This window comes from Corallococcus sp. AB045 (assembly GCF_003668895.1).
In the GTDB taxonomy this organism is placed as follows: Bacteria; Myxococcota; Myxococcia; order Myxococcales; family Myxococcaceae; genus Corallococcus; species Corallococcus coralloides.
Window position 1 is genome coordinate 1 of sequence record NZ_RAWN01000145.1, and the last position, 25,462, is coordinate 25,462.

At 68.4% G+C, this 25,462-nt stretch carries 32 protein-coding genes; 27 read left to right on the top strand and 5 right to left on the bottom strand.

Annotated elements, in window-relative coordinates; genetic code table 11:
* From D7Y21_RS28600 to D7Y21_RS28710, 23 genes are all read left to right on the top strand, one after another.
* On the top strand, positions 1 to 276 hold a 276-nt coding region (locus D7Y21_RS28600), incomplete at its 5' end, for a hypothetical protein (RefSeq protein WP_370039373.1).
* Between the two features lie 141 nt (positions 277 to 417).
* A complete protein-coding gene (locus D7Y21_RS28605; protein WP_120563425.1) occupies positions 418 to 978 on the top strand; it encodes a hypothetical protein in 561 nt (186 codons plus the stop codon).
* A 95-nt stretch (positions 979 to 1,073) separates the two neighbouring features.
* Positions 1,074 to 1,508 (top strand): lipopolysaccharide assembly protein LapB, encoded by a 435-nt coding sequence (locus D7Y21_RS28610; protein ID WP_120530743.1) that lies wholly within the window; start codon positions 1,074 to 1,076, stop codon positions 1,506 to 1,508.
* 23 nt (positions 1,509 to 1,531) lie between these two features.
* Positions 1,532 to 1,927 carry a hypothetical protein gene (locus D7Y21_RS28615; protein WP_120563424.1) on the top strand — a complete coding sequence of 132 codons (396 nt, stop codon included), beginning with the start codon at positions 1,532 to 1,534 and terminating at the stop codon, positions 1,925 to 1,927.
* A 9-nt stretch (positions 1,928 to 1,936) separates the two neighbouring features.
* On the top strand, positions 1,937 to 2,776 hold the full coding sequence (locus D7Y21_RS28620; protein WP_120563423.1) for a sigma-70 family RNA polymerase sigma factor: 840 nt from the start codon (positions 1,937 to 1,939) through the stop codon (positions 2,774 to 2,776).
* Between the two features lie 22 nt (positions 2,777 to 2,798).
* A complete protein-coding gene (locus D7Y21_RS28625; RefSeq protein WP_120563422.1) occupies positions 2,799 to 3,218 on the top strand; it encodes an ATP-dependent helicase HrpB in 420 nt (139 codons plus the stop codon).
* Positions 3,219 to 3,327: 109 nt separating this feature from the next.
* Positions 3,328 to 4,149 (top strand): type III secretion protein, encoded by an 822-nt coding sequence (locus tag D7Y21_RS28630; protein WP_120563421.1) that lies wholly within the window; start codon positions 3,328 to 3,330, stop codon positions 4,147 to 4,149.
* A 113-nt stretch (positions 4,150 to 4,262) separates the two neighbouring features.
* The gene (locus D7Y21_RS28635) at positions 4,263 to 6,353 is read left to right on the top strand and encodes a hypothetical protein (protein WP_121716950.1); all 2,091 of its coding nucleotides are present in this window, start codon (positions 4,263 to 4,265) and stop codon (positions 6,351 to 6,353) included.
* Positions 6,354 to 6,377: 24 nt separating this feature from the next.
* A complete protein-coding gene (locus tag D7Y21_RS28640; RefSeq protein WP_120563419.1) occupies positions 6,378 to 7,055 on the top strand; it encodes a FliH/SctL family protein in 678 nt (225 codons plus the stop codon).
* 44 nt (positions 7,056 to 7,099) lie between these two features.
* Positions 7,100 to 8,413, top strand: coding sequence for a type III secretion system ATPase SctN (gene sctN / locus D7Y21_RS28645; RefSeq protein WP_120563418.1), 1,314 nt, complete (start codon positions 7,100 to 7,102; stop codon positions 8,411 to 8,413).
* A gap of 53 nt (positions 8,414 to 8,466) precedes the next feature.
* Positions 8,467 to 8,955 carry a flagellar assembly protein FliH gene (locus D7Y21_RS28650; protein ID WP_120563417.1) on the top strand — a complete coding sequence of 163 codons (489 nt, stop codon included), beginning with the start codon at positions 8,467 to 8,469 and terminating at the stop codon, positions 8,953 to 8,955.
* Between the two features lie 36 nt (positions 8,956 to 8,991).
* Positions 8,992 to 9,897 carry a flagellar hook-length control protein FliK gene (locus tag D7Y21_RS28655; protein ID WP_120563416.1) on the top strand — a complete coding sequence of 302 codons (906 nt, stop codon included), beginning with the start codon at positions 8,992 to 8,994 and terminating at the stop codon, positions 9,895 to 9,897.
* Entirely contained in the window at positions 9,894 to 11,261 is a 1,368-nt protein-coding gene (gene sctQ / locus D7Y21_RS28660; RefSeq protein ID WP_121716953.1) for a type III secretion system cytoplasmic ring protein SctQ, read from the top strand. Before D7Y21_RS28655 ends, sctQ begins: the two co-directional genes overlap by 4 nt.
* Before the next feature lie 102 nt (positions 11,262 to 11,363).
* Positions 11,364 to 12,038 carry a flagellar biosynthetic protein FliO gene (locus D7Y21_RS28665; RefSeq protein WP_121716955.1) on the top strand — a complete coding sequence of 225 codons (675 nt, stop codon included), beginning with the start codon at positions 11,364 to 11,366 and terminating at the stop codon, positions 12,036 to 12,038.
* A 10-nt stretch (positions 12,039 to 12,048) separates the two neighbouring features.
* Positions 12,049 to 12,873 carry a type III secretion system export apparatus subunit SctR gene (sctR, locus tag D7Y21_RS28670; protein WP_120563413.1) on the top strand — a complete coding sequence of 275 codons (825 nt, stop codon included), beginning with the start codon at positions 12,049 to 12,051 and terminating at the stop codon, positions 12,871 to 12,873.
* Between the two features lie 16 nt (positions 12,874 to 12,889).
* Positions 12,890 to 13,156 carry a flagellar biosynthesis protein FliQ gene (gene fliQ, locus D7Y21_RS28675; protein ID WP_014398418.1) on the top strand — a complete coding sequence of 89 codons (267 nt, stop codon included), beginning with the start codon at positions 12,890 to 12,892 and terminating at the stop codon, positions 13,154 to 13,156.
* Positions 13,153 to 13,971 carry a flagellar biosynthetic protein FliR gene (locus D7Y21_RS28680; RefSeq protein WP_120563412.1) on the top strand — a complete coding sequence of 273 codons (819 nt, stop codon included), beginning with the start codon at positions 13,153 to 13,155 and terminating at the stop codon, positions 13,969 to 13,971. The genes fliQ and D7Y21_RS28680 overlap by 4 nt, the downstream gene beginning before the upstream one ends.
* 27 nt (positions 13,972 to 13,998) lie before the next feature.
* Positions 13,999 to 15,081 carry a type III secretion system export apparatus subunit SctU gene (gene sctU, locus D7Y21_RS28685; RefSeq protein WP_120563411.1) on the top strand — a complete coding sequence of 361 codons (1,083 nt, stop codon included), beginning with the start codon at positions 13,999 to 14,001 and terminating at the stop codon, positions 15,079 to 15,081.
* A 10-nt stretch (positions 15,082 to 15,091) separates the two neighbouring features.
* Positions 15,092 to 15,373, top strand: coding sequence for an EscU/YscU/HrcU family type III secretion system export apparatus switch protein (locus tag D7Y21_RS28690; protein WP_120563410.1), 282 nt, complete (start codon positions 15,092 to 15,094; stop codon positions 15,371 to 15,373).
* 46 nt (positions 15,374 to 15,419) lie between these two features.
* On the top strand, positions 15,420 to 15,902 hold the full coding sequence (locus D7Y21_RS28695) for a hypothetical protein (protein WP_120528179.1): 483 nt from the start codon (positions 15,420 to 15,422) through the stop codon (positions 15,900 to 15,902).
* 3 nt (positions 15,903 to 15,905) lie between these two features.
* A complete protein-coding gene (locus tag D7Y21_RS28700) occupies positions 15,906 to 16,382 on the top strand; it encodes a SycD/LcrH family type III secretion system chaperone (RefSeq protein ID WP_121716957.1) in 477 nt (158 codons plus the stop codon).
* A 130-nt stretch (positions 16,383 to 16,512) separates the two neighbouring features.
* Complete coding sequence (locus tag D7Y21_RS28705; protein ID WP_121716959.1) at positions 16,513 to 17,070, top strand: hypothetical protein; 558 nt, start codon at positions 16,513 to 16,515, stop codon at positions 17,068 to 17,070.
* A gap of 132 nt (positions 17,071 to 17,202) precedes the next feature.
* Complete coding sequence (locus tag D7Y21_RS28710) at positions 17,203 to 17,529, top strand: hypothetical protein (RefSeq protein ID WP_120563407.1); 327 nt, start codon at positions 17,203 to 17,205, stop codon at positions 17,527 to 17,529.
* Between the two features lie 258 nt (positions 17,530 to 17,787).
* On the opposite strand, the gene D7Y21_RS28715 is transcribed toward D7Y21_RS28710, so the two are convergent.
* The gene (locus tag D7Y21_RS28715; protein WP_014398410.1) at positions 17,788 to 18,021 is read right to left on the bottom strand and encodes a hypothetical protein; all 234 of its coding nucleotides are present in this window, start codon (positions 18,019 to 18,021) and stop codon (positions 17,788 to 17,790) included.
* 269 nt (positions 18,022 to 18,290) lie between these two features.
* Positions 18,291 to 18,524: a hypothetical protein gene (locus tag D7Y21_RS28720; protein WP_014398410.1), complete on the bottom strand. Its 234-nt coding sequence runs from the start codon at positions 18,522 to 18,524 to the stop codon at positions 18,291 to 18,293.
* Positions 18,525 to 18,777: 253 nt separating this feature from the next.
* Between D7Y21_RS28720 and D7Y21_RS28725 the strand changes: the two genes are divergently transcribed.
* Together D7Y21_RS28725 and sctV are read left to right on the top strand one after the other, a co-directional pair.
* Positions 18,778 to 19,245, top strand: a complete 468-nt coding sequence (locus D7Y21_RS28725) for a tetratricopeptide repeat protein (RefSeq protein ID WP_121716961.1) — start codon at positions 18,778 to 18,780, stop codon at positions 19,243 to 19,245.
* Between the two features lie 86 nt (positions 19,246 to 19,331).
* Positions 19,332 to 21,458 (top strand): type III secretion system export apparatus subunit SctV, encoded by a 2,127-nt coding sequence (sctV, locus tag D7Y21_RS28730; protein WP_120563405.1) that lies wholly within the window; start codon positions 19,332 to 19,334, stop codon positions 21,456 to 21,458.
* Between the two features lie 113 nt (positions 21,459 to 21,571).
* Here the strand turns inward: sctV and D7Y21_RS28735 are convergent, their stop codons facing one another.
* Positions 21,572 to 22,492: an FHA domain-containing protein gene (locus D7Y21_RS28735; RefSeq protein ID WP_121716963.1), complete on the bottom strand. Its 921-nt coding sequence runs from the start codon at positions 22,490 to 22,492 to the stop codon at positions 21,572 to 21,574.
* Positions 22,493 to 22,519: 27 nt separating this feature from the next.
* The gene (locus tag D7Y21_RS28740) at positions 22,520 to 23,578 is read right to left on the bottom strand and encodes a lipopolysaccharide assembly protein LapB (protein ID WP_199724299.1); all 1,059 of its coding nucleotides are present in this window, start codon (positions 23,576 to 23,578) and stop codon (positions 22,520 to 22,522) included.
* Positions 23,579 to 23,681: 103 nt separating this feature from the next.
* On the opposite strand from D7Y21_RS28740, the gene D7Y21_RS28745 reads away from it, so the two are divergent.
* Positions 23,682 to 24,200 carry a hypothetical protein gene (locus tag D7Y21_RS28745; protein ID WP_120563403.1) on the top strand — a complete coding sequence of 173 codons (519 nt, stop codon included), beginning with the start codon at positions 23,682 to 23,684 and terminating at the stop codon, positions 24,198 to 24,200.
* Here D7Y21_RS28745 and D7Y21_RS28750 read toward each other — a convergent pair.
* A complete protein-coding gene (locus D7Y21_RS28750) occupies positions 24,142 to 24,990 on the bottom strand; it encodes an RDD family protein (protein WP_120563402.1) in 849 nt (282 codons plus the stop codon). The two genes, D7Y21_RS28745 and D7Y21_RS28750, sit on opposite strands and share 59 nt — an antisense overlap.
* 211 nt (positions 24,991 to 25,201) lie before the next feature.
* Here D7Y21_RS28750 and D7Y21_RS28755 point away from each other — a divergent pair.
* On the top strand, positions 25,202 to 25,462 hold a 261-nt coding region (locus tag D7Y21_RS28755), incomplete at its 3' end, for a hypothetical protein (RefSeq protein WP_147469402.1).

Below are 25,462 nucleotides of genomic sequence, written 5' to 3' on the forward strand. Positions count from 1 at the left end.
CCCGCCAGGCCCTCCGCGCCGCAGCCCCAGCCCCAGGAATTGCCTGTCCCGTCCTATCCCGCCGTCGAGACCTTCATCGAGAAGGCCTCCTCCAGCGACGTCCAGGCGCTCTTCGCGCCCGTCAAGCAGGGGCTCGCCGAACTCAAGGGCCCCCGCGCGGAGATCGGCAAGAAGGCCCAGGCTGCGATCGCGCGGTCCGAGGAGCTGCTCGGCATGCTCGTGGACGTCCGCGAGAAGCTCGTCGCCGAGTCGAAGCAGTCCAAGGGCCGGAAATAACGGGCTTTTCGGGAGCCCGGACGATTTCTTGTCACCAGCAGGCAACCGGCGGCTGGCTCCCCCGATAATCCATTGAAAGAGCCGAGGGATGATCCCGGGCTCCCCTTTTGAATCAACGCTGGCACCAGCGCGGAGGCTGAAATGAGCAAGATCGACAGCGGCATGATGGGTCCGAACCTGCGCATGAACACCCAGATGACCACGGCTCGGCAGACGCCGAACACGAGCTTCGGTGCGCGCGTGCAGAACGGCCTGAACAGCACCGTCGGCGCCGTGGGCGCGGGCGTGGGCGCGGTGGCGGGCTTCGTTCCCGGCGCGGGCATCGTCTCCGCCGCCGTCTCCTCCGCGCAGACCTTCTCCGGCGCCTCCGGCTCCGGCATGCAGGGCGGCCCGTACGTGGGCGTGATGAACACGGGCGCGGGCGCGGTGCCCTCCACCAACCTGCCCGGCGTGGGCGGCTCCGGCCTGCCCTCCACGGGCGGCTCCACCTCGCTGGGCACCAGCGTTGGTACCAGCTCGGGCGGCAGCGTGGGCGACCAGCTCAACACCAACGGCTCGCTCAAGTCGATGATGGACGACAACGTCAAGCTGCTGAACATGCAGTCCGCCATGCAGCACGAGTCGCAGCTCTTCACGGCGGTTTCCAACGTGATGAAGTCGCGGCACGATACGACCAAGAACTCCATCGGCAACATCCGCTAGTCTTCACGGACAGCGGAATCTGACCGGTGCAAGGAAGGCGGCCCTCGACGGCCGCCTTCAGTGCTTCCGGCGACAGGAAAGGCAGCGCGACGTCCATGGCGGAGACCCCTTCGGAGATTGCCAACAGCCTCGTGCCCCTGGCGCGCCAGCCGGCCATGGTCCTGCTGGAGTCCGGCTACCTGTGGTTGGACATGGGTCACTTCGACAAGGCCAAGGAGGTCTTCGTCGGTGCCGCCGCGCTCATGCCCAAGAGCGAGGTGCCCCAGATTGGCCTGGGCGCCGTGGAGTTCGCGCAGGGCAAGCACGACAAGGCCCTGGCGGCCTACCGGGTCGCCCAGCGGCTCGCGCCCCTGTCGTCGCTGCCCCGGGCACACGCTGGGGAGGCCCTGCTGTTCATGGGCAAGGTGCCGGAGGCCCTCAAGGAACTGAAGGCCGCCATCGACCTGGAGCCCGAAAGCGACGGAGCGAAGCTGGCCCAGGCGCTCATCCAGGCGAAGGAAGCGGGGGCCCTGCCTCCGCCGAAGAAGTAGTCGCGGAAGAAGGAGGTACGTCGATGGCTGTCGGTGGAGTCGGACGTGGGGGTGGGAAGGGCCGCGCGGGCGGCGTGAAGGGGGCGTCCGGTCCGTCGGGTGCCGCCGGCGCGTCCTTTGGCGGCAAGGTGGACCGCACGGAATCGCTCGTCGGGCCTTCGGGTCTGGTAGGCTCCAGCAACATCCAGGGCCCCCAGGCAACGGATCCGATCGCGGCGCAGGCCCTCGCCATCGCCAAGCGGCTGAAGAACGGGGGCTTCAAGAGCAAGGAAGAGGCGACGAAGGCGCTCGTTTCCGAAGTGCTCCAGGAGAAGTTGAACATGAAGTCCGCTGCCCTCACGGGCCGCATCGCCGGGGCCCTGCAGGATGATCCCCGGCTGAACCAGGTTCTCGAGCGGCTGTGGTCCAAGGCCGAGTGAGCGCGCCGCTTGCCTCTGGGTGAAGACAGGAAGGTCATCCTGGAGAAGTACGGCCCGTACGTGCGGTCGCTCGCGGCCACCGTGCGCAAGCAGTTCAATGCCCAGCTGGAGCTGGATGAACTGCTGGCCTATGGGCAAATCGGTCTGCTGGAAGCCGCTGAGCGCTTCGACCCCAAGGTCGGCGCCAACTTCCTCACCTTTGCCCACTACCGCATCAAGGGCGCCATCTTCGACGGCTTGAGGAAGATGGGGGTCTTGCGGGGCGCGGACGCCCGCACCGCCTATCAGGGCGAGCGCGCGACGGCGTATCTGGGAAATCTGGCGGACCGCGAGCAGGGCTCAAGCAACCGCGGGTCGTCATTCGACGATGATATTGGAGACATCTCGGATGCCGTGGCGGGCCTCGCGGCGGTTTTCGCGGCGGGGGCGGAAGGGGCGGAGGCGGCGGGCTACGTGGATGAATCCCTCCCGGCGGATCAGCGCCTGGAGATGGAGCAGCTGAAGAACCGGGTGCGCTCGGCCATCGAGAAGCTTCCGGAGAAAGAGCGCAAGCTCCTGCAGGGCTATTACTTCCAGGGCCGCACGCTGGAAGAGGCAGGAGCGGAGATCGGGCAGTCGAAGAGCTGGGCGTCGCGGCTTCATGCGCGGGCCATTGATCGGCTCAAGGAACTCTTGAACGAGGAGGAGGAACTCCCTCCCCCCTCGACGGATGCAAGGAGGGTGTCACATGGCGGCTCCGATGAGCGGCATCTCCGCGGGACAGGTAGCGCAGCAAAAGCTGCAGGACCAGGGCGCGCAGCAGACTCAGCAGAAGACGGGCGCGTCGAAGTTCGACGGAGTTCTCGCTGACAAGGCGCAGGGCGCCGGCCAGGTGGACGCCGCCCAGAACGTCAACAAGGCCCAGGCCGCGCAGGCCACCCAGAAGGTGGACAACGTCCGCCAGGTGGAGACCGTCAACAAGGCGGAGAAGGCCAACCTGAACAAGGTGAGCGGCGCCGCCCAGCAGCCCGCCACGGCCAAGGGCGCCGAGCCCGTGGACGCGAAGGCCGAAGCCTCCAAGACGACCAAGTCGGGCGGCATGGTGTCCGACCTCGTCTCCGGCCTGGAGAAGGGTCAGGTCAGCATGGACAAGCTGATCAAGGAGGCCTCCTCCGGCAAGAACATGTCCAACGCCGAGCTGCTTGGTCTCCAGGCGTCCATGTACAAGTACTCGCAGGAGCTCGACCTCACGTCGAAGGTCGTCGAGAAGGCCACCAGCGGCCTGAAGGACGTCGTCAAGACGCAGGTCTGAAGTCCCCACCCCGCCGGGCCATGGCGGCATGCGAAGGGCGGTCCCTCCCAAAGTCGGGAGGGGGCGCCCTTCCGCGTTTTGCAAGGGCCCTGTTAAGCTACGCGCGCCCATGACTCGCCGAACGCCCGTCTTCGCCGCCCCGCTCCTCGCCCTGCTGTTCCTCACCGGCTGCTCCATCGAGCTGCAGCACGAGCTGACGGAAGCGGACGCGAATGAAATCTACGTCCTGCTCAGCAAGAACGGCATCAACTCCAAGAAGGAGAAGGCGGAGGGCGGCAACGAAGTGCGCTTCACCATCGTCGTCCCCAAGGGCGACGCCGCGCAGGCCGCGGAGCTCTTGAAGCGCAACTCGCTGCCGCGTCCGGTGGAGAAGGGCCTGTCCCACTTCGCCAAGGGCAGCATGGTGCCCACCGCCACGGAGGAGCGCGCCATGCTCCTCAAGGCCATGGCGGGTGAGGTCTCCAACGCGCTCAACCAGATCGACGGTGTGCTGGAGGCGCGCGCCATCGTGATGGTGCCGGAGAACAACGACCTGTCGCAGCCGGAGAACAGGCCGATGCCGTCGGCCTCCGTGTTCATCAAGTACCGCACGGTGGAGGGCGGCAAGCCCCCCGTCACGATGGACGCGGTGAAGCAGTTCGTCGCCAGCTCCGTAGCGGAGCTCAAGCCGGAGGCCGTCACCGTGCTGATGACGGAGGCCATGGCGCCCACGGCGGAGACCACGGAGACCAACCGCCTGCAGGACGTGCTCGGCGTGCGCATGACGGCCGCCAGCGCGAGCACCTTCAAGGTGATCCTCGGCGGCGCGTTCGCGCTCATCCTGGCGATGATGGGCCTCACCGCGTGGACCTTCATGCGCGGCGGCTCGGGTGGCGCTGCCCCCGCGGCGGCGGCGCGTCCCGCGCGTGCGCGCGGCGGTCGCGAGGGCTAGAGCTGCACGTCGCTTCCCGCGGCCCTCCTGGGGTGGCCCGCGGGATGTGTCCTCCAGGCCGGGGACACGACTTCTATCTTCAGCGGGCCACCTGGGGGCCCGCGAGGTGACCGTTGGATTCCTTCTTCACCTCGCTCAGCAAACGCCAGACGATGATGCTGCTCACCGCGGTCACCTTCGGTGGCCAGGAGAGCATGGCGGCGCTGGAGCACCTGCCGGACGAGGAGGGCGCGCTCTTGCGCCACCGCGCGCAGGAGATCCTCCAGATTCCGCGCGAGAAGCGCCTGCCCGCGGTGGTGCAGGAACTCAAGCGCCTGATGAAGGACCGGCGCGGCCAGCTGTGGACCGCGGATCCGGAGCGGCTGGCGGCGCTGCTCCAGCGCGAGCGCGGCGCCTTGGTGGAAGTCACGCTGCGCGCGCTGCCCGGCAACATGGCTGATGCCGTGCGCGGCCACCTGCCTCCCTCGCGCGTGAAGCTCACCCGCGAGGTGCGGCCGCAGGTCCTGGACATCATCCGCTGGAAGCTGGAGGAGGCGCTGTCGCGCGAGGTCGCGGGACAGTCCGCGGGCTTCAAGTTCGCGGACGTGCTCAACCTCCAGACGCGTGAGCTGCTCACGGTGAGTGACCGCCTGGGCGCGCGCGTGTTGGGCCCGGCACTGGCGGGCCTGCCCGAGGAAGAGCTGAACGGCCTCCTGGAGTCGTTGCCTCCGGACCTGCTCCAACTCGCGAGCAAGTCCGTGGCGGCCAATGCGCCGCGCAAGCTCCCGGAAGAGGACGCGCGCGCGCAGATCAACCTGCACGATGGCTTCACCCGGTTGGCGGGCGCCATCCGCAGCGCGGGCGTGCAGCGGCTGGCGCGCGCGTGCGTGGCGCAGTCCCCGGAGTTCGCCGCGCGCATGCTGGAGAAGCACCGCGGTGAGTTCGGCCACCTGGTGGCGAAGTGGGTGCGCGAAGAGCGCTCGCGGCCGACGGCTCGTGGCGATGGCGGACGCACCGACATCGTCATGGACCTGGAGCGGCTGGCCGTGCGCGGCCTCATCGAGCGCCCCGTGCGGCTGACCGCGCCGCCGCCGCGCCCCTCCGCCGTGCTGCCTCCACCGCCGGGGGCCCGGAAGCCCGCGCCGGCGGCCCCGGGAGCCCGTCCCGAAGCCCCGGGAGCGCGCCCCGCGGCTCCGGGAGCCCGTCCGGGGGCGCCCGCGCCGCGCGAGGGCCTGCGCACCACCGCGCCGGATCCGTCGCGTCCACCCGCGCTCCGGGCTCCCAAGGCCCTGCGGGGAGGTCCCCCCGACGCAGAGTCCGCGGATGCGGGTGCCAAGCGCGACTTCATGGCCGAGCGCGCGGCCCGTCGCGCGGGTGCGGCGTCCAGCCGTGACGCGGGCCCGGGAGCGGCCCCCGCCGGACGTCCGCGTCCGGCTCCAGGAGAGGAGCGGGGCTCGTCGGTGGGGCCCGCGCCCCGCGCTTCCATGGCCTCGCGGGAGGGGGACGCGAACGGCTCCCAGATGCGCCGCATGCCAGTGGAGCGCGAGCGTGGGCCCGCGCCCCGTGCCTCCATGGGGGCGCCGCCGGAAGGTGAGGCGGGCGGTTCGCAGATCCGCCGGATGCCGGTGGAGCGCGAGCGTGCGCCCGCGCCCCGCGCGTCCATGGTGGCCCCGGAAGGCGATGCGAACGGCTCCCAGATGCGCCGGATGCCGGTGGACCGGGGCTCGTCGGTGGGGCCCGCGCCCCGCGCGTCCACCGGGGCCGTTCCCAGCCGCCGTGATCCGGAGGGACCCCGGCCCGCGCGTCCCGGCCGGCCGGATCCAGACGGCGCCCGCATTGGCCCGCCGCCCTCGCGGCTGGGTGCACGCGGTGCGTCACGCCCGCCGGAACCGGATGCGCCGGAAGGCCGCTCCGTCCGGGCCGAGCGCCCCGCGCGGCCTCCCGCAGACGCGGAGGAGCGCGCTCCCCGTCGCCCGGAACCCTCGAGGGAAGCCGCTGACGGGGCCCGCGTGCTGCGCTCGCGCACGGGCAGCCGTCCCGCGGTGCGTCCCGAACCGGGGGGCGAGCCGGAGCGTCCCCCGCGCGTGCTCTCCAGCCAGGCCTCCGCGCCCCGGTCCTCGGAGGGAACGCAGGTGGGCCGCCGGCGCCCCCCTCCCACCGACCGGCCGGGCCCGGATGACGCGGGCGGCCCGGGAGGGCGTGGACCGCGCGGCGGAACGCGCTAGCATCCGGTCTCCAAGGAGCGGCCCATGGCGATCGGCAAGGTAATCAAGGGGGACGGGTTGGCGGAGTCGGTGGTCGTCGCCACCTCCGAGCGGCCGGCGCTGCGTCCGCCGCGCGCGGGCGTGATGAACGCCGAGGTCTTCGAGGCGCGCCAGGGCGCCCAGGGCATCATCGAGGAGGCCCAGCGCGAGCGTGAGCGCATCCTCGCCGAGGCCCAGCGCGAGAAGGAGGAGCTCTTCGCCAAGGCGAAGGACCTGGGCCGTCAGGAGGGCATCGCCCAGGCGACGGAGCTGCTCCTGCGCGCGAAGATACAGGCCGGGGAGATGCTCAACTCCCAGGAGCAGGACATCATCGCGCTGGCGCTGAAGATGGCGGAGAAGATCCTCGGCCGCGACCTGGAGCGCGAGCCTGAGCTGCTGGTGGACATGTGCGCCGCGGCCATCGACAACCTGCGCAACGCGCGCGCCATGGTGCTGCGCGTGCACCCGAAGACGGCCACGGTGCTGCGCGCCAAGCGCCCGGCGCTGATGGAGCTCATCGGCCGCACGGTGGACCTGGCCATCAAGGAGGACCCGGAGGTCGCTCCCGTGGGCTGCATCGTCCAGACGGAGTTCGGCACCGTGGACGCGCAGCTGCCCACGCAGCTGGAGATGCTCCAGAACCTCCTGCAGCCGGACACCGCGCGCAAGAGCGGCCCTCCCTGAGCCTGCTGGCCCCCGCCGCGCCCTAGAGCCTCCAGGAATCCGTCATGGCCATCGACCTTTCGCGCTACTACGACCTCATCAAGGAAGCGTCCCTCGTCCGGGTGCGCGGCCGCGTCACGGAGCTGACGGGGCTCGTCATCAAGGCGAGCGTGCCCAACGTGCGCATCGGCGAGCTGGTGCTCGTCAAGAACCGCCAGCGCGGCCTGATGAAGTCGGAGGTCGTGGGCTTCGTGGGCGACGAGGTGATGCTCATGCCCCTGGGCGAGCTGTACGGCATCGGTCCGGACAGCGAGTGCATCCCCACCGGCCGTCCGCTCACCATCAAGTGTGGCGACGGGCTCCTGGGCCGCGTGCTCAACGGCATCGGCGAGCCCATGGACGGCAGGCCCCTGGATGGGGAGAACCTGATCGACTGGCCCGTGGACCGCGACTGCCCGGACCCCTTCACCCGCCAGCGCATCGAGCGGCCGCTGCCCCTGGGCGTGCGCTGCATCGACGGGCTTCTCACCGTGGGCGAGGGCCAGCGCGTGGGCCTCTTCGCCGGCTCCGGCGTCGGCAAGTCCACGCTGATGGGTCAGATTGCCCGCAACACGCAAGCAGACCTCAGCGTCGTGGCGCTCATCGGCGAGCGTGGTCGCGAGGTTCGCGAGTTCATCGAGGACGCCATGGGCGAGGAGGGCATGAAGCGCGCCGTGCTGGTGTGCGCCACGTCCGACCAGCCCGCCCTCGTGCGTCTGCGCGCCGCCTACGTCGCCACGGCCGTCGCGGAGTATTTCCGTGAGCGCGGCGGCAATGTGCTGTTCATGCTCGACACGGTGACGCGTCTGGCGCGCTCCCAGCGCGACATCGGCCTCGCCATCGGCGAGCCCCCGGCGCGTCAGGGCTACCCGCCCAGCGTCTTCTCCATGCTGCCGCGCATCCTCGAGCGCACGGGCAACTCGGCGAAGGGCAAGTGCACCGCCATCTACACCTGCCTCGTGGCCGGCGGTGACATGGAAGATCCCATCGCCGACGAGGTCCGCGGTATTCTCGACGGCCACTTCATCCTCAACCGTGAACTGGGCGCGCGAAACCAGTGGCCGGCCATGGACGTGCTCCAGAGCCTCAGCCGTGTGATGAGCGGCATCGTCAGCAAGGAGCACAAGAAGGCCGCCGGCAAGCTGCGCGAGACGCTCTCCACCTACGAGAAGCAGCGCGACCTCATCCTGCTGGGCGCCTACCAGGCTGGCGCGGACCCCAGGACGGACTACGCCATCGAGAAGTACGACTCCATCATCGACTTCCTCAAGCAGGACACCCACTCCAACTCTCCGTACGAGGAGACCGTGGAGCAGCTCATCGCCCTCTTCGAGGACTGATGCCTCCGGGGGAGGCGCGTGGACGGTCCGTTTCCGGGTAGGATGGCCCGACCATGCCCCCGTACCGGTTGCAGGTGTTGCTGGACATGCGTGAGAAGGCGAAGGAGGAGGCCGAACAGGCCTTCTCGGACGCCGTCAAGGCGCTGGCGAAGGAAGAGCAGGAGCAGAAGCGCCTGGAGGCGGAACTCGAGCGCCGCCGCAAGGAGCGCAAGGCCAAGGTCCAGGAGTACTTCCAGCAGATCATGGCCAAGGGCGCCGGCATCAACGGCATGAACATGATGGGCCGCTTCGAGGAGCGTCTGAAGGACGACGAAGCCCAGGTCGCCCTCCAGATCGAGCACCAGAAGGAGGTCGTCAGGACGGCCGCCCGCTTGGTGGAGCAGCGCCGCATGCTGATGGCCGAGGCCGCCAAGGAGCTCAAGGCCATCGAGAAGAACAAGGAGAAGTTCGTCAAGCAGGTGAAAAAGGAACGCGAGGATCGGGAGGAGTTGGGCCAGGAGGAGATCGGCAGCGCCTTGTTCCTGGCCCGCCAGCGCAAGTAACCTCCCGCCGCCTTCCGCTGAGTCTGGAGAGACGCCATGAGCCGAGTTGATGATGATCGCGATGCCGCGCGCTTGGCGGAGCGGATGATCCAGGAGCGCAAGCTCGCGGAGGCGAAGACCCAGAAGCGCCTGCAGGGCGAGTCCGTCTTCTCCAAGCTGGTCCAGCAGGGACAGGCCGAACAGGCCCAGCCCAAGCAGGCGCAGGAGCTGAAGCAGCCCCTGGGCAAGCAGGTGCTGGCGCGGCTCGCGCAGGGGCAGGGCAAGACCTTCGACGAGAAGCTGGCCCAGAAGGAGACCGCCTTCGCGAAGCCCGGCGAGTCCACCCAGGGCGCCCAGCAGTCCCAGCGCAACGCCGAGTCGCAGAGTCTGTCCAAGGGAGGAGAGGCCCGCAAGTCGGAGGTCGTGGAGGAGAAGCGCTCCACGGACGTCCGCGAAGGCGACATGAACAAGGCCGAAGGTCAGGCCAGCCGGCTGAGCCAGGAGAAGGGCGAGCTGAAGATCGACGTCAACGCTGGCGGCGGCAAGGGCGCGGGCGGTGGAGGCAGCAAGGAGAAGGACGACAAGGGCGCGCAGATGGCCGGCCCGGGCTTCCGCTTCAACCCCGCGCTGATGGCGCCGGTTCCGGTGGCCAAGCCCAAGGACACCGCGGGCTCCGAGCGGCTGCGCGCCATGGCGAACGAGATCGCCCAGAAGATCGTCGAGCGCGTGCGCGTGGGCACCAACGCCGCGGGCAACGCGGAGTTCCAGATCGAACTGCGCGGCGACGTGCTCAACGGCCTGTCCATCAAGGTCAGCGCGAAGAACGGGAAGATTTCGGCCGTCTTCAGTGGCAACGACCGCGGCACCTTGAAGATGCTGGAAGAGCAGAGCGACGGCCTGCGCAGCGCCCTGGGTGGCCGGGGACTGGCGCTTGAAAATCTGAGGTTCGAGGCGAAGACATGAGCCTGGAGCCGGACGACGAGCCCGGAGTCTTCGAGCGCACCATGTTGGTCGACACCCGGAAGCTGGGACCTCCCTCGAAGCCCGCGCAAGCGCCGGCCCCGGCTCCCGCGCCGGCGGTGTCGCCGTGGCGGCCGTTCGCGTTCACGAACCTGGAGAAGGTGTCGCGCACGCAGGGCCAGCTGGCGGAGCGGCTGCGCTGGCTGACGCCCAACGCGGGCACGCTGGAGACGGTCTGCGCGCGCCTCAAGGCCCTCTTCGACGTGGACGTGCGCCTGTCGGTGGAGTCCGCCCAGGCGCGCCCCATGACGGAGCTGCGCCGCTTCCTGGGCGACCCGTCCTTCCTTGCGGTGCTGGCCCCCGGCGCGCTCAAGGGCCGGGCCATCCTCGAAATCGAGCTGTCGCTGGCGCACTCGGCGGTGGACCTGCTTCTGGGCGGCGCCGGTGAGACGGTGGGCCTGCGCCCCCTGACGGACATCGAGGAGGGCGTGATGGGCTACGTCGTCCTGGAGGCCCTGAAGGAGCTGGTTCCCGGACTGCAGCCGGGTGTTCCCCGGCCCCGGCTGGACGGCGTGGCTCGCGGCGTGGATGAGGTCTCCGCCCGCCTGGGCGAGGACGGCCCGATGCTGGCGGTGCACCTGAACGCGGTGCTGGGCTCGCACCGCGGCATCGTGCGCCTGGTGGTGCCGTCGGCGGTGCTGGAGGCGGCCGAACCCGCGGTGGAGAGCGCCCAGCGGCGCGAGCACCGCCGTCAGGACATGAAGGCGAACGGCCGGCGCCTGTCCGCGCTGCGCGACTGGCTGCGCGCGGAGATTGGCGTGGCGGAGCTGTCCGCCCAGGACCTGGCGTCGCTGCGCGTCAAGGACGTGCTGCTCCTGGACATGCTGTCGGCGCGGCCGGACAGGGGCGAGCCCGGCACGGCGCAGCTGCGGCTGGGCCTGGGGCGCACCGGCCACTTCCTGGCGGACGTGTCCGTGGAGCACGGCCGCTACCGGGCGCGCATCACGGACATCATCCCCGGTGAGCCGGGCAACCCGCAGGGTGGGGAGTCCGGGGGCGGGTCGGAAGAGAACGAGGACTTCACCAACCCGGAGCTGGGCGTTCCTCCGGAACTCGAAGGGGCGGCATTGGACGACAAGGACGGAAGCGATCTGCTCAGCGACCTGCCCCTGCAGGTGGCAGTGGAGCTGGCGCGTGTGCCCATCACGGCCGAACAGGTGGTGGGCCTGCGCACAGGCCAGGTCATCGACCTGCGCCGTGGGGCGGGTGAGCCCGTGGACCTGTCGGTGAACGGCAAGGTGGTGGCCCGGGGCGAGCTCGTGGAGCTGGAGGGTCAGCTCGGGGTGCGCATCATCCACCTGAGCTGAAGCGTTTGCGCCCGTGCGTCACAAGGCAGGCGGGCAGGGGGGCGTGCTCGTGCCCGGGCCCGTGGCGGTCCTGACTCGGGTGCACTAGGCTCGCGCCCATCCATGGCGGTCCTCGGTCTCTCCTCCTCGCGCCTGTTGCTCGGCGCCGCGCTGCTCTTCGCGTCGCCCGCCGTCCTGGCGCAGGCGCCCGCGGCCTCCACTCCTGATGCCTCCGTGGCCGCACCGGCCCCCGAGGCCTCGGCGACCGCGAAGGACGCGGCCGCCGTACAGGCTCCAGCACAGGCTCCGGCAACGTCCCCGGCCGTCGCGGATGACAGCGCGGACCGCGCGAAGCGCCACGCGGACGAACTGGACCGCGAGCTGGGCGTCCCCGAGTCCGAAGGCGGAGAAGAGCAGGAGAGCCTGGGCTGGGTGGTGGTGCGCACGGTGGCGCTCCTGGGCGCGGTGCTCGCGGCCATCTACCTCACGCTCAACGTGGGCCTGCGCCGGCTGATGGGCCTGCAGGGCGTGCCCGTGGGCAAGGCGTCGGTCGTGTCGGTGATGGAGCGCATCCCGTTGGATCAACGGCGCACGCTCTTCGTCCTGAAGGCCGCGGACGAGTACCTGCTGGTGGGTGGCGGCGAGGGTGGCGTGCAACTGGTTTCGAAGCTGGACCGCGACGCCGTGGAGCGCATCCGCGCCGCGCGTCCGCCGTCGTCGCCGGTGTCCCTGAGTCCTTTCCTCCAGAAGCTCCTCTCCCGCCGGACCGGTGGCACCACGCCGCCGCCGGGCGTCTGAAGGCCGTCACGTGAACCGTTCGTCTCCCGCTCGCCCGCTGCTGTTCCGCGCTCCGCCCTGGCTCTTCGCGGCCCTCGTGTCGCTGCACCCCTTCGTCGCGTCCGCAGCGAAGAAGGGCGGCGACTCGGTGCCGGATGCAATGGTCAAGGAGGCGGTGAGCTCCGAAACCTTCACCTCCCGTCCGCTGATCCTCATCCTCGCGCTCGCGGCCATGTCCCTGGTCCCGTTCGCGCTGATGATGGTGACCAGCTTCGTGAAGATTTCGGTGGTGCTCTCCATCGTCCGCTCGGCGCTGGGCACCCAGCAGATTCCCCCCACCCAGGTCATCACCGGCCTGGCCATCATCCTCACCGTCTACATCATGGCCCCCGTGGGCCAGGAGATGTACCGGGCGGGCGGCATCGACATCTGGTCCCGGGGAACGTCCGTCTTCTCCTCTGAAACGGTGGGCACGATGCTGGGGGCCGCGGACAAGTCCAAGGAACCCCTGCGCGAGTTCCTGATGAAGAAGGTCACCAACAAGGACCGCACGCTCTTCTACAGCCTGGCGAAGAAGATGCGGAAGGAGGAGGACCGCAAGGACATTGGCCCGAACGACTTCATGGTCATCGTTCCGGCCTTCGTCGTGTCCGAATTGAAGGAGGCCTTCCAGATTGGCTTCCTGCTGTTCGTGCCCTTCATCGTCATCGACATGGTGGTGGCCAACATCCTCCTGGCGCTGGGCATGCACATGCTGTCGCCCACGACCATCTCCATGCCCTTCAAGCTCTTGTTGTTCGTGCTCGTGGACGGCTGGTACCTCATCGCCAAGGGCCTGGTCATCGGCTACCTGTAAGGAGCCCCGTACTTCCATGAATCAGCTCACGTTCATCACCCAGGAGGCGCTGTTCCTGGTGCTCGTGGTCTCCGCGCCGCCGGTGCTCATGAGCCTCCTGGTGGGCTTCCTCATCTCGCTGTTCCAGGCCACCACGCAGATTCAAGAGCAGACGCTCACGTTCGCGCCCAAGGTCGTCCTCGTCTTCGGCGTGCTGGCCATGACGGGCCCGTGGATTGGCGGTCAGCTGCTGCGCTTCACCTTCCACGTCTTCGACCGGTTTCCGGCGCTCATCGGCAGATGAACATCGGCGAAGTCATGGCCGAGCTGGGTGCTCGGGTCAACCTGTCGGTCACCATCTTCACGATGGCACTCATCATGTGCCGCGTGATGCCCATCCTCATCTTCAGCCCGTTCCTGGGCGGCGAGGTCGTTCCCTCGGAGATGAAGCTGGGACTGGGCCTGCTGGTGTCCCTGGTGATCTTCCCGTCCGTCGCGGACCGGATGGACAGGATTCCCCTGAGCGCGCTCCCGTACATCGGGCTCCTGCTCAAGGAGATCTTCATTGGCATGGCGCTGTCGTACATCGTCAACATGGTGTTCGACGCGGCCCGCGTGGCCGGCACGCTGATGGACACCATGTCGGGCAGCAACAACGCCCAGCTCTACGTGCCGCAGCTGGGCACGCAGGTGTCGCTCTTCTCCAGCCTCAAGGTGCAGCTGTGCGTGGTGCTGTTCCTGTCGCTGGACGGGCACCACATCATCATCAAGGCGCTCGCGGACAGCCTCGCCATCGTGCCGCTGGAGGGCTTCCCGCGCTTCAGCCGCGGCGTGTGGCCCTTCTTCGACCTGATGATCCGCTCCTTCGCGGACCTCTTGAAGATCAGCCTGGCGCTGGCCGGTCCCGGCATGGTGGCCGCCTTCGTCACCGACCTGGCCCTGGGCTCCATCAACCGTGTGGCGCCGCAGATCCAGGTGTTCTTCATCTCCATGTCGCTCAAGCCGCTGGTGGGCGTGTTGATCATGTTCATCGCCATCCATGTCGTGATTGGCCGCATGCAGCAGGAGCTGGCCAACATGCTCCGCATGGTCCAGCACGCCATCCAGCTGCTGGCCTGAGCGGCCTGCGCCCCCCGGGATTCCTCCATGTCGGACGAGAGTGGCGACAAAACAGAAGAACCGTCGCAGAAGAAGCTCGACGACTCGCGCAAGAAGGGTCAGACCTGGAAGAGCAAGGACCTGACGGGCGTGGCCGTGCTCATCGCCGGCCTGGGCATCGTCAAGGGCACCTGGGACACCGTGGAGCGGGAGATCGCCACGCTGTTCCGCTTCAGCTTCGACGCCATCGCCCACTCGGATGACCTGGCCCTGGCGACGACGCAGCTGCTGATGATGGGCCTGCGCACGATGCTGCTCCTGACGGTGCCGGTGGTGGCCGGCGCGGCGGTGCTGGGCGGGCTGATGGACTTCCTCCAGGTGGGGTCGCTCTTCACCATCGACCCGCTCATCCCGAAGTTCGACAAGCTCAACCCCATCGCGGGGTTGAAGAACATGTTCACGAAGAAGGCCTTCGTGGAGCTCTTGAAGAACCTCATCAAGATCACCGTCGCCGCCTTCGTCGTCTACGGCGTGGTGCGCGACTCCATGCCCCTGGTCATCGAAACGGTGCGGCAGGACACGCACGGCATCATGGCCATCCTGGGAGAGATCATCTCCCGGGTGGCCGTGCGCATCGTGATGCTCTTCGTCGTCTTCGGCGTGTTCGACGTGTGGTGGCAGCGCAAGTCGTACATGAAGGACATGATGATGACGAAGGAGGAGGTGAAGAAGGAGTACAAGCAGAGCGAAGGCGACCCGCACCACAAGGCCAAGCGCAAGGAGCTCCACCACGAGATCATGGAGGGAGCCCAGATGGAGGCGGTGAAGGACGCGAGCGTCATCGTCACCAACCCGGATCACGTCGCGGTGGCGCTGCAGTACGACCAGAACAAGGACGGGGCGCCACGGGTGCTGGTGAAGGGCATGGACGCCAAGGCGGAGCGCATCAAGGCGCTGGCTCGCGAGGCGGATATCCCCCTGTTGCGCAACGTCCCGCTGGCGCACGCGCTCCTGCGCGTGGAGGTGGGCGAGGAAGTCCCGGAGGAGCTCTACGACGCGGTCGCCGAGGTGCTGAACTTCGTCTACGGGCTCAAGCAACAGCAGAACGCGGCGCCGTCAGCGCGCGCCTGAGGAGGAGGCCATGGCCAGCGACGAAGAGGCGGACATCGCCATCGCCATCAAGTACGACACCAAGGCGGACGGCGCGCCTCGCGTGGTGGCGAAGGGGATGCGCCTCAAGGCGGAGAAGATCCGGGAGATCGCCAAGCAGTACGGCATCCCGGTGATGCGCAACGTGTCCCTGGCCCACGCCCTGTACCGGGTGGACGTGGGGCAGGAGGTCCCGGAGGAGCTCTACGACGCGGTCGCCGAGGTTCTGAACTTCGTCTACGCGCTGCAGCGGGAGCAGACGGGCGGGCGCTGAAGGGGGCTGGACGCGGGGCCCCCACCTGTATTGAAGTCGGGCCACCATGGCCAGAATCAACAATCAGCCCCCCAGCACCGCGCTTTGGCCCTGGGGAGGTCCCCGTAGCGTCCGCGAGCGGCTGGTGGACCCGTCCCAGCTGGACCGGGCGAAGAAGCTGCGCAAAGCGGGCAACATCAAGAACCCGTCGCTGCCCTCCGCGGCGCTCCTGGACTTCATCGGTCCGGCGCACTCGTCGGAAGAGCTCCGGCTGCCCCTGCCGCCCCACCCGGGCGGTCACGACGCGGACCTGGAGGGCTTCAGTGACCGGCCGCACCTGGCCAGCGTCGCCGGCCGGGGGGATGACGGGCAGCGCCGCATGCTGGAGCGTGGCCTGTCCAAGGTGAACGCGCCGCCGGAGCGCCTGGAGCGCCTCAAGGCCCTGTTGCAGCGCGAGTCCGCGATGCTGGGGCTGGTGGATCAGGTGAGCGCGGAGTCGCAGGAGATCATCCGCCGCATGTGGGAAGAGCAGAAGGACGAGGGCTACTGACCCATGGCGGCGCTGGACCCGGAAGATCCGCAGGACGAGGCGAAGCTCACCGCGCTCCTGCAGCGTTGGGCGGAGGGCAAGGCCACGCTCCGCGAGGTGCGCGGCTATTCCAACGACGAGCTGTACGCCATCGCCAAGACGGCCTACTTCTTCTTCTACCAGGGCCGGCTGGCGGAGGCGCGCACGCTCTTCCAGGGCCTCTACGCCATCAACCCCACGGACGTGTACTTCGCCAAGGCGCTCGGGGTGGTGGAGATGGCCGCGGGCAACGGGCAGGGCGCGCTGGCCGCCTTCGACGTGGCCGCCAAGCTGGCCCCCCAGGACCCTTCCGTCTACGTGGGCCGCGCGGAGGTGAAGCTGGCCCTGGGCCAGAAGCCCCAGGCGTTGGAGGATCTGCGCCGCGCCGCGGCGATGCCCCCCGCCGAGGACCCGGTGGTGCGCAAGGCCGCCGCGATGCTCAGCGCCCTCACCCGTCGCTGATCCACGGCCCGCCCCGGTCACCAGCTGGGTTTCACATGATTTCCGTGGTTCATTAGGACTTTCGGGAGGGGACGGGCTATCTGCTAGGCTAGTCCCCGACCCCTGCCTTCCACATCCGGAGGATCATTCCATGTCGAACAAGAAGTCGACGGCTCCCGCTGAGATGCCGCCTGAGGCTCCCGCCGAACTCCACGCGAAGCGCGACAGCCTGCTGCCCGAACTGGAGAAGGCCGCCAAGGATACGAAGGGCACCGAGCAGCAGGTGCTGCGCAACCTTATCAAGCTGATGACCAACACCAAGTCGGGTGCGGCCATCGACTGGCAGACCTTCCAGGACGTGAAGGACTCCTTCACGCGCTACAGCAAGGACACCACCACGGGCAAGCCGCCGGACTGCCTCGAGGGCGCCCTGGAGTGGCTGTCGGCCTACCTGAACGCGCGTGGCTTTGGTGGCACGGAGTCGGCGGCCCCGGCTACGGCGGGCAAGCCGGCGGCGCAGGCGGGTGCGCGTCCCTCCACGGGCGCCAAGGACGGCTTCGAGTCCGGCAACTCCAACCGGGCCGCGGCCCTGGGCGACGTGCCCCCGCCCCCGGGCGCGGTCACTCCGGACGTGAAGGGCGAGCAGCAGCAGCTGGATTCCTTCAAGGCCTGGATGAAGAACCCCAGCCTGGGCAAGCTCAAGGGCTGATCCTGCCCCGCGCGCTCCCGGCCCCGGGGGCGCGCACGGAGGATCGCGGGGAGACGCAACCTTGCGGCTCCACCCGCGATAATGGTTTCAGAGGCAGTTTTCGCGGGTTTCCAAATCTCGGAGGACCTCCCCATGACCAAGATCAACGGCAGCGCTCCCAGCTCCGCTTCGCGTACCAGCCAGTCCAACTCCTCGAACACGGCCTGGCAGGGCCAGATGAACGAGAAGATGAAGGGCACCGGCCTGGACAAGTCCCGCAACGAGGCCCTGCAGAAGAAGGTCTCGTCCCACATGGAGGAGTTCGCGAAGAACCACTCCCCCGCGGAGACCGAGGCGGAGTTCAAGAAGACCTGGAACAAGGAGCTCGGCACGCAGATCTCCGACAAGATCAGCACCGACAACTTCCTCCGGCGTCTGACGAACCGCCGCAAGGAGCTGATGTCGGACCTCTGGGAGTAGTCCTTCCCCCGCTGTCGAAGGTGTCATGACCCCGGCCGTCCGAGCCCGCGCAAGCGGAAGACTCGGGCGGCCGAAGTCTTTGCGGGGCACGCCATGCGCCCGCCGCCACGCGTCCTGGGGACAGCCCCGGGGGCTTCCCAGCGGCCTTCCCAGCGGCCTCCAGTGGGAGCTCGCAGCCCGCAAAAGCAACCGGCTCCGCACCAGGCCCAGAGGGCCGGAGCGAAGCCGGAGGGTACAGCCAGGTGCGTCAACCAGCGACTAGCGCAGGTTGCCGATGGTGGCCATCGCGATTTCGTTCTTCTTCTTCATCATGTTGGAGATGAAGGAGACCGTCTCCTGGAGCTTCTGGAGGAGCAGCTGCGCCTCGGCGCGCTTGTACTCGGGGCTGCCCTTGTCCAGGCCGGACAGCGACTGCTGCTCGAGGGCGCTCAGGCCGCCCGAGGTGCTCAGGGCGCTGTTCAGGGAGTTGTTGGCGGCGGCGGTGATCGTCATGGCGATATCCTCCAGAAAGTCTGCAGTGGTTGGGCTGCGGTGCGGCTTACAAAAGGATTATCCGGGGCGGGGCCAGGGAGTTTCCTCCTCCCTATTTTCTCCTGATTTTTCCCCGGTGATCCAGAGGGGGCCAGGATCAGGAATGGCGGCCAGCCGGAGTCGCTCCAGGCAGGGCGGGAGCTCGCAGCCCGCAAAAGCAACCGGCTCCGCACCAGGCCCAGAGGGCCGGAGCGAAGCCGGAAGGTACAGCCAGGTGCGTCAACCAGCGACTAGCGCAGGTTGCCGATGGTGGCCATCGCGATTTCGTTCTTCTTCTTCATCATGTTGGAGATGAAGGAGACCGTCTCCTGGAGCTTCTGGAGGAGCAGCTGCGCCTCGGCGCGCTTGTACTCGGGGCTGCCCTTGTCCAGGCCGGACAGCGACTGCTGCTCGAGGGCGCTCAGGCCACCCGAGGTGCTCAGGGCGCTGTTCAGGGAGTTGTTGGCGGCGGCGGTAATCGTCATGGCGATATCCTCCAGAAAGTCTGCAGTGGTTGGGCTGCGGTGCGGCTTACAAAAGGATTATCCGGGGTAGGGCCCAGGAGTTTCCTGCTCCCATTTTCCTCCGTTTATTTTTTACGGGGAGGCTCCGGAGCGCGCACCCTCTTTGGTGGTTGTGCCGATAACAGTCTAAACTGCCGGCGCCCGGAGCCCGCCCGAGCCTCACGAGGCGGGTCCTCGCGCCTGTCCTCCTGCCTTCTGTAAGGGTGCTGCGCAGATGACGACTGATTCCAAGGCCTCCGTGTCGACCGACAACGCGAAGCCCCTGTCCGGACCGGAGATGCTCGAGCGGGCCACGGAGGGTTTCAACCTCTTCCAGGACGGGAACTTCAACGAGTCGCTGGCCATCTTCGAGAAGCTCTCGGCCATGGACTCGAGTGAGGCCTACTTCCAGACCGCGCTGGGCGCCTGCCATCTGGCGCTGGAGGACCTGGACACCGCCGTGGCGTGCTTCAACCGCGCCATCGAGCTGGACCCCACGGACATCACCCCCTTCGTCAACCGGGGCGAGGCGTTCCTGCGCCAGGGCCGGACGACGGAAGCGGCCCGCGACTTCCAGCATGCCGTGTCGCTGGATCCCGAGGACAAGGACCCCTTGAGCCGTCGTGCGCGCATGTTGGCCGCCGCGGCCCTGGAGAGCTCGGACGAGGCTTCGGAATCCGAAGCCCCCGAGGACCGCTCGTAGGCTGTCTGCAGGCTCCCTCGCCGGACAGGTGAGGGAAGGCCCCCCCTTGGGCTCGGGGGCGCGCACGGATTAGGATGGCCCCGCCGATGGCCAACGCCGATCCGAACAGCTTCCTGAACAAGTACTCCGACATCGTCCTGGCGGTGGTCGTCGTGGCCATCGTCGCGATGATGATCGTCCCGCTGCCGACGATCATCCTGGACGTGTTGCTGACGCTGAACATCAGCATCTCGGTGGTACTGCTCCTCATCTCCCTCTACGTGCCCAGCGCGCTGTACCTGTCGTCGTTCCCGACGATCCTGCTGATCACGACGATGTTCCGCCTGTCGCTGACCATCTCCACCACGCGACTCATCCTGCTCACCGGAGACCCGGGTGAAGTGGTGGTGGCGTTCGGTAACTTCGTGGTGCAGGGCAACTTCGTCGTCGGCGCCATCCTCTTCCTCATCCTGGTGGTGGTGAACTTCATCGTCATCTCCAAGGGCTCGGAGCGCGTCGCGGAAGTGGCCGCGCGCTTCACCCTGGACGCCATGCCCGGCAAGCAGATGTCCATCGACGCGGACCTGCGCGCGGGCGTGATTGATCAGGATCAGATGAAGAAGAAGCGCCGCGACCTGGAGCGTGAGAGCCAGCTCTTCGGCGCCATGGACGGCGCGATGAAGTTCGTGAAGGGCGACGCCATCGCGTCCATCATCATCACGGTCATCAACATCGTGGGTGGCCTCATCATCGGTGTCACGCAGAAGGGCATGGCCGCCGGTGACGCCGCGCAGAAGTACACGCTGCTCACCATCGGTGACGGTCTGGTCGGCATGATCCCCGCCATCCTCATCTCCACCTGCGCCGGTATCCTGGTGACACGCGTGGGCGGCGAGGAGGAGGGCGCGCACCTGGGCAAGGACGTGGGCACGCAGCTCACCGCCTTCCCGAAGGCCATCGCCATCGCGGCGGCCATGCTCGTGGGCCTGGGCCTCATCCCCGGCCTCCCCAAGATTCCCTTCTTCCTGCTGGGCGCGGGCGCGGGCTTCGGCGCCTGGTCGATGATGCGCAAGCGCGACGAGGCGCTGGCCGCCGAGGAAGCCGGCCCCGCGATGGAGTCCAGCTTCGGCACGCCCGTGTCCGCCGAGCCTCCGCCCAAGGAGCAGCTCAACCCGGACTCGGAGCTGTTCATCCCCGTCGTCACGCCCATCGTGCTGGAGGTGTCCGACGCGCTGGTGCCCTTCGTGGACTCGCGGCAGGACGGCGGCAAGTTCCTCTTCGAGCTCATCCCGTTCATGCGCGACGGCCTCTTCGTGGAGCTGGGCGTGCGCTTCCCCGGCGTGCGCGCGCGCGGCAACGGCGGCCTGCCTCCCGGGGCCTACCAGATTCAAATCAACGAAGTGCCCGTCGTCACCGGCCAGGCCACCCTGGGCCACATCCTGGTGAACGACACGGTGGAGCGCCTCAAGCTGATGAACATCCCCGGCTTCGAGGCCATCAACCCCGCGACGCGCCAGCCGGCCGCGTGGGTGCCCGAGCAGTTCCGGGAGATGCTCGAGTCCGCGGGCCTCACCACCTGGGACGTGCCCGGCTACATCATCCTGCACACCGCCGCCGTGCTCCGGAAGAACGCGCGCGAGTTCGTGGGCGTGCAGGAGACGCAGACGATGCTGGAGCAGCTGGAGAAGGCGTTCCCGGCCATCGTCAAGGAAGTGGTCCCGAAGATCGTCAACGTGCTGAAGCTGACGGACATCCTCGGGCGCCTGGTGGAGGAGGAGCTCTCCATCCGCGACCTGCGCGGCATCCTCCAGGCCCTGTCCGAGTACGGCCAGGTGGAGGCGGACAACGTCATGCTCACCGAGCATGTCCGCGCCTCGCTGCGCCGCTACATCTCCCACAAGTACGCGCGCGGCACCGGCACGCTGGTGGTGTACCTGCTCGACCCGAACATCGAGGAGGCCATCCGCAGCTCCATCAAGCGCACCTCCGCGGGCGCGCACCTGGCGCTGGAGCCGGAGATCGCCCAGGAGATTGTCGGCGCGGTGCGCTCGGAATGTGGCCACCTGCCGCCCAGCGCCCAGCGCCCCGTCATCCTCACGGCGATGGACATCCGCCGCTACGTGCGCAAGCTGCTGGAGTACGAGTTCAACCCCTCGTTCTCCATCCTCAGCTACCAGGAGCTGTCCCCGGACCTGAACATCCAGCCGGTGGCGCGCATCTCCTCCGGCCGGTAGCGGCGAGGGAGCGTGTGAGGGACCCGGGGCCTCCGCTTCTTTGAGCGGGGGCCCTTGTCGTTTTTCGCGGGGAGGAGGGGAAGGGGCGGCGCCGTGGCGCGCAAGGGCGCGGCTCAGGCGCCCGCAAGCACGGCGATCATCAGAACCAGGAAGCTCAGCCCCACCACGCCCATCACGATGAGCGGGACGAGCTTCTTCTTGTCCGCCAGCGCGGACACGGCCGCCGGCTCCGGCTCCGGCGGGGGCATCTCCTCGCCACCGTCGGGCCGCGGCGGCGAGGGAGCCGGAACGACGGCGGAGCTCTCCGAGGAGAGGCTCACCGCGGGCTCGTCGGGGGGCTCGGCGGGGTCCACGTAGACGAAGCGGGTGGAGCCAATCTCCAGCTCGTCGCCGTCCTTGAGCGCCTTGCGGTTCACCCGCTTCTTGTTGACCTTGATGCCGTTGCGGCTGCCCAGGTCCTCCACGTGCGTGCCGGACCAGTCGCGGCGCACCTTGGCGTGCTTTCGGGAGACGAGGTCGTCCTTGAGGATGACGTCGGCTTCCTTCTCGTCGCGGCCGAAGACGTGCTCCTGGGCCTCGGAGATTTCGATGCGCTGGCCCTCGCGCGGGCCGTTCATGTAGCGCAGGAAGCGCTCCTCGCCGCCGGCGAGCCCGCGCATCGCGTCCTTCAAGGCGCCGCGCGCGAGGAAGGACGTCTTGTCGCTGACGTCCGGAGCGATTTCGACGACCTTGTCGAAGCGGACGTCGTACTGCGCGATGGCGATGACGTCGCCGTTGCGCAGCAGTTCCTTCTCTCCCTTGGGGAGCGCCTTGCCGTTGATCTTCGTGCCGTAGGCGCTGCCCAGGTCCTCCAGGAAGTAGAGGGTGCCCTCCTGGATGATGCGCGCGTGGTTGCGCGACACCGCCTGCTGCGGGAGCACCACCTGGCAGGTCTTGTCCCGCCCCAGGGTGATGACGGAGTCGTCGAGGACGACCTCTTTGCCCGAGGCGCCTCCGGCCTCGCTGCGCTGTGTGACGGTCAGACGGACGCTCATCGCGTGTGTCGCTACCCGAAGGGACGGCTAGAACGAGTCGTTGGCCAGGAATCTCTCACACGTCGTGTACTCGGTGGGGAATTCCTCGGAGGTTCCAAACTTCATGAAGTTCTTGCACGCCGTCTGAGCGTGGTTCTGCTTGTGGGCCTCGTTGAAGATCTGGAAGAGGCCGAAGTGGCAGGGCGCGAACTTGGCGTCCAGCTTCACGCACTTGCGGTAGGCGTTCTCCTCCTCCGTGAGCAGGCCCTTCTCGCGGTACTGGCGCGCGAGCAGGTACATGGCCGGGGCGCTGTTCTCCGCCGTCTGGGTGTCCTTCAGCTCCTTGAGGGCGGAGTCGGTGAGGGCCACCTTGCGCTGGGCGACGGCGAGGCTGTTGAGGCAGCTGGAGTTCTTCTCATCCAGGCGGGCACAGTTGCCGAAGGCCTCGCGGGCCTCCGCGAAGCGGCTCTGCTCCATCAGCACCGTGCCCAGGTCGTGCCACACCTCCGCGGAGTCCGGGGTGAGCTGGGCGGACTGGGAGATGTGCTCGAAGGCGGACTCCAGGTCCTTGTCCTCGTAGGCCATGATGCCGAGGTTGTGGTGGGCGTTGGCCACGTTGGGGTTGACCGCGAGCAGCGTGTCGAACTCCTTCTTGGCCTCCTTCTTCTTGCCCATCTTCATGAAGGTGAGGCCCAGGTCGTAGCGCGACTCCAGGTTGTCCGGGTTCACCTGCAGGGCGCGCTTGAAGTTGTCGTGGGCCTTACCGTAGGCGCCTTCCTCCAGGTAGAGGACGCCCAGGTTCTGGTAGGCCTGCAGGTGCTCCTGGTTGAAGCGCAGGGCCTTGATGAAGAACTCCTTCGCCTTGCCCTTGTTGCCCGAGTACATGGCGATGAGGCCCTTGTTGGCCCACAGGTCCGCGTACTGGGGGGAGAACTCCAGGCCCAGGTTGCAGTAGGTCTCCGCCTTCTGCAGGTCCCCGTTGGCCATCTCCTGCGCGCACAGCTCGTTGTTGATGAGCGCCCGTTCGTGGGGGGGCGGCGTGCTGAGGCAGGCGGTGGTGGTGAGGGAAGCGGCGGCGGTCAGCGTGAGGAAGAGGCGAAGACGCATGGCCGGCCGAGTGTAGGAGAGCGCCACCCCGTGAGGCAACGCCGGCCTGCCGCTGAATCAGCGCTGTTTTCCAGGGGTTAGGGCGGCTGTAGAGTGCGCCGCCATGCGTACCTACCTTTGTGCTTTCGGCTTGCTCGCTGCCCTGCTGGGCGCGGCTCCTGCTCACGCGCAGTTCTCCAACCGGAGTCTGGGACTGTCGCTGGGCTACATGGACTTCAAGGAGACCGCGGGCCTCGCGGGCACGCCGTTCATCGGCCTGGAGGGCAGCCTCTACATCGAGAACGGCTTCGAGGTCGTCTCGCTGTCGAAGCTGATGTTCCCCAAGGACACCTACTCCAGGCCGGAGAAGCGCGTGGTGGGGCTGGCGCCGTCGCTGGGCATCCGCTACCTGCTGCTGGAGGAGGCCATCCGCCCGTACATCGGCACGGACGTGAGCTACCTCATCGTCTTCAAGGACAGCGTCAGCAACTTCGTGGGCATCGGGCCCAACGCGGGCGTGGACTTCTTCCTCAGCGACTCGGTGAGCCTGGGCGTGCGCGCGCAGTACAACTTCTACATCGCGCTCAACGAGGATACGCAGACGTCGCTGACGGGCTCCGTGGGCCTGGCGACGTACTTCTAGGTCCGGACGCGGGACGTCCCGGGCGTGCTCCCGGGGCGGGCAGCAGGGCGGCGGCGACGAGCAGCGTCCACTTCTCGTCCGAGAGGTGGGCGGGCTTCTCCATGGCGAGCGAGTCCTGGAGCCGGGCGCCCAGCGCGGAGAACAGCGTGAGCCGGGCCTCCAGCCGCAGCTCCTCGCGGCGCAAGGCGGCGGACAGCACCAGCTCCCGCTCCTCGGTGGACAGCCGCTTCACGCGCGAGACGAACAGCGGATCCGCCAGCAGTCCCTCCTCGCCGCGCGTCTCCAGGGCGGAGGGCACCTTGAGGCGCCGCTCGCGCACGACGATGGTGCCGGCCAGCAGGTCCCCCAGCCGCTGGTGCGAGCGCGACACGAGCGCGACCGAGCCGCCCACGAGATAGAGCAGCGGCAGCCGGTCCACCACGCGCGCCAGGTTGCGCAGGGCCGCGTGGTAGAAGCCGATGCGCACGCCGCTCTCCTGGATGACCCGGAGGGACATCACGCGCTTGCCCACCGTCTGGCCGGCCCACGCGGTCTCCAGCGTGATGCCGTAGCCCCAGTCCACCAGGAAGTAGACGACGATGCCCAGCGCGCTGGCGAACCCCGGGAACGCGGCCATGGCCACCTGGAACACCAGCAGCACCACCGTCGTGGCGAAGCCGACGATGAGCGCGTCCACCAGCCACGCGAGGAAGCGCGAGTACACCCCCGCCAGCGTGAAGCGGAACTCCACGTACTCCGGGGTCAGCACCGTGTGGGTGCCGTCGAGCAGGGTGTCGGGGGTGGGCGTCACGGCGCCGGAGTGTACGCCACACGGCCCGCGTTCCGTGGGGCTCCCGGGAGTGTCCTTCCGTGGGGCCTCAAGGACTCCCAGTCCGGAGTCCGGCCCCGACGCCAGGCAGGCGGGCGGCCGGCTCCGACGGGAGGGTGGATGCTGCCAGGACCTGAAGAGTGGTATTCGTGAATAGCGGGCTCCACGTTATCCTGTCCGCATTCCCGCGCCCGTGGCCCCTCCTGAAACCTCATCCTGGAACCGCCGCGTCCTGCCGGCGGGTGCGTTCCAGTTCGCGCTCATCGCTGGGGTGACGCAGCTCAAGACGTCCGCGAACGCGCTGGTGTTGTCGCGCTTCGAGTCCCAGGCGCTGCCGTACCTCTACCTCCTGGGTGCGTTGATGACGGCGTCGCTGACGCTGTTGCCGCGCGCCCGGCCGGACGCGCCCACCGAGTCCCCGGGCATCCTCACCGGGGTGGGCGGGGTGCTGGCC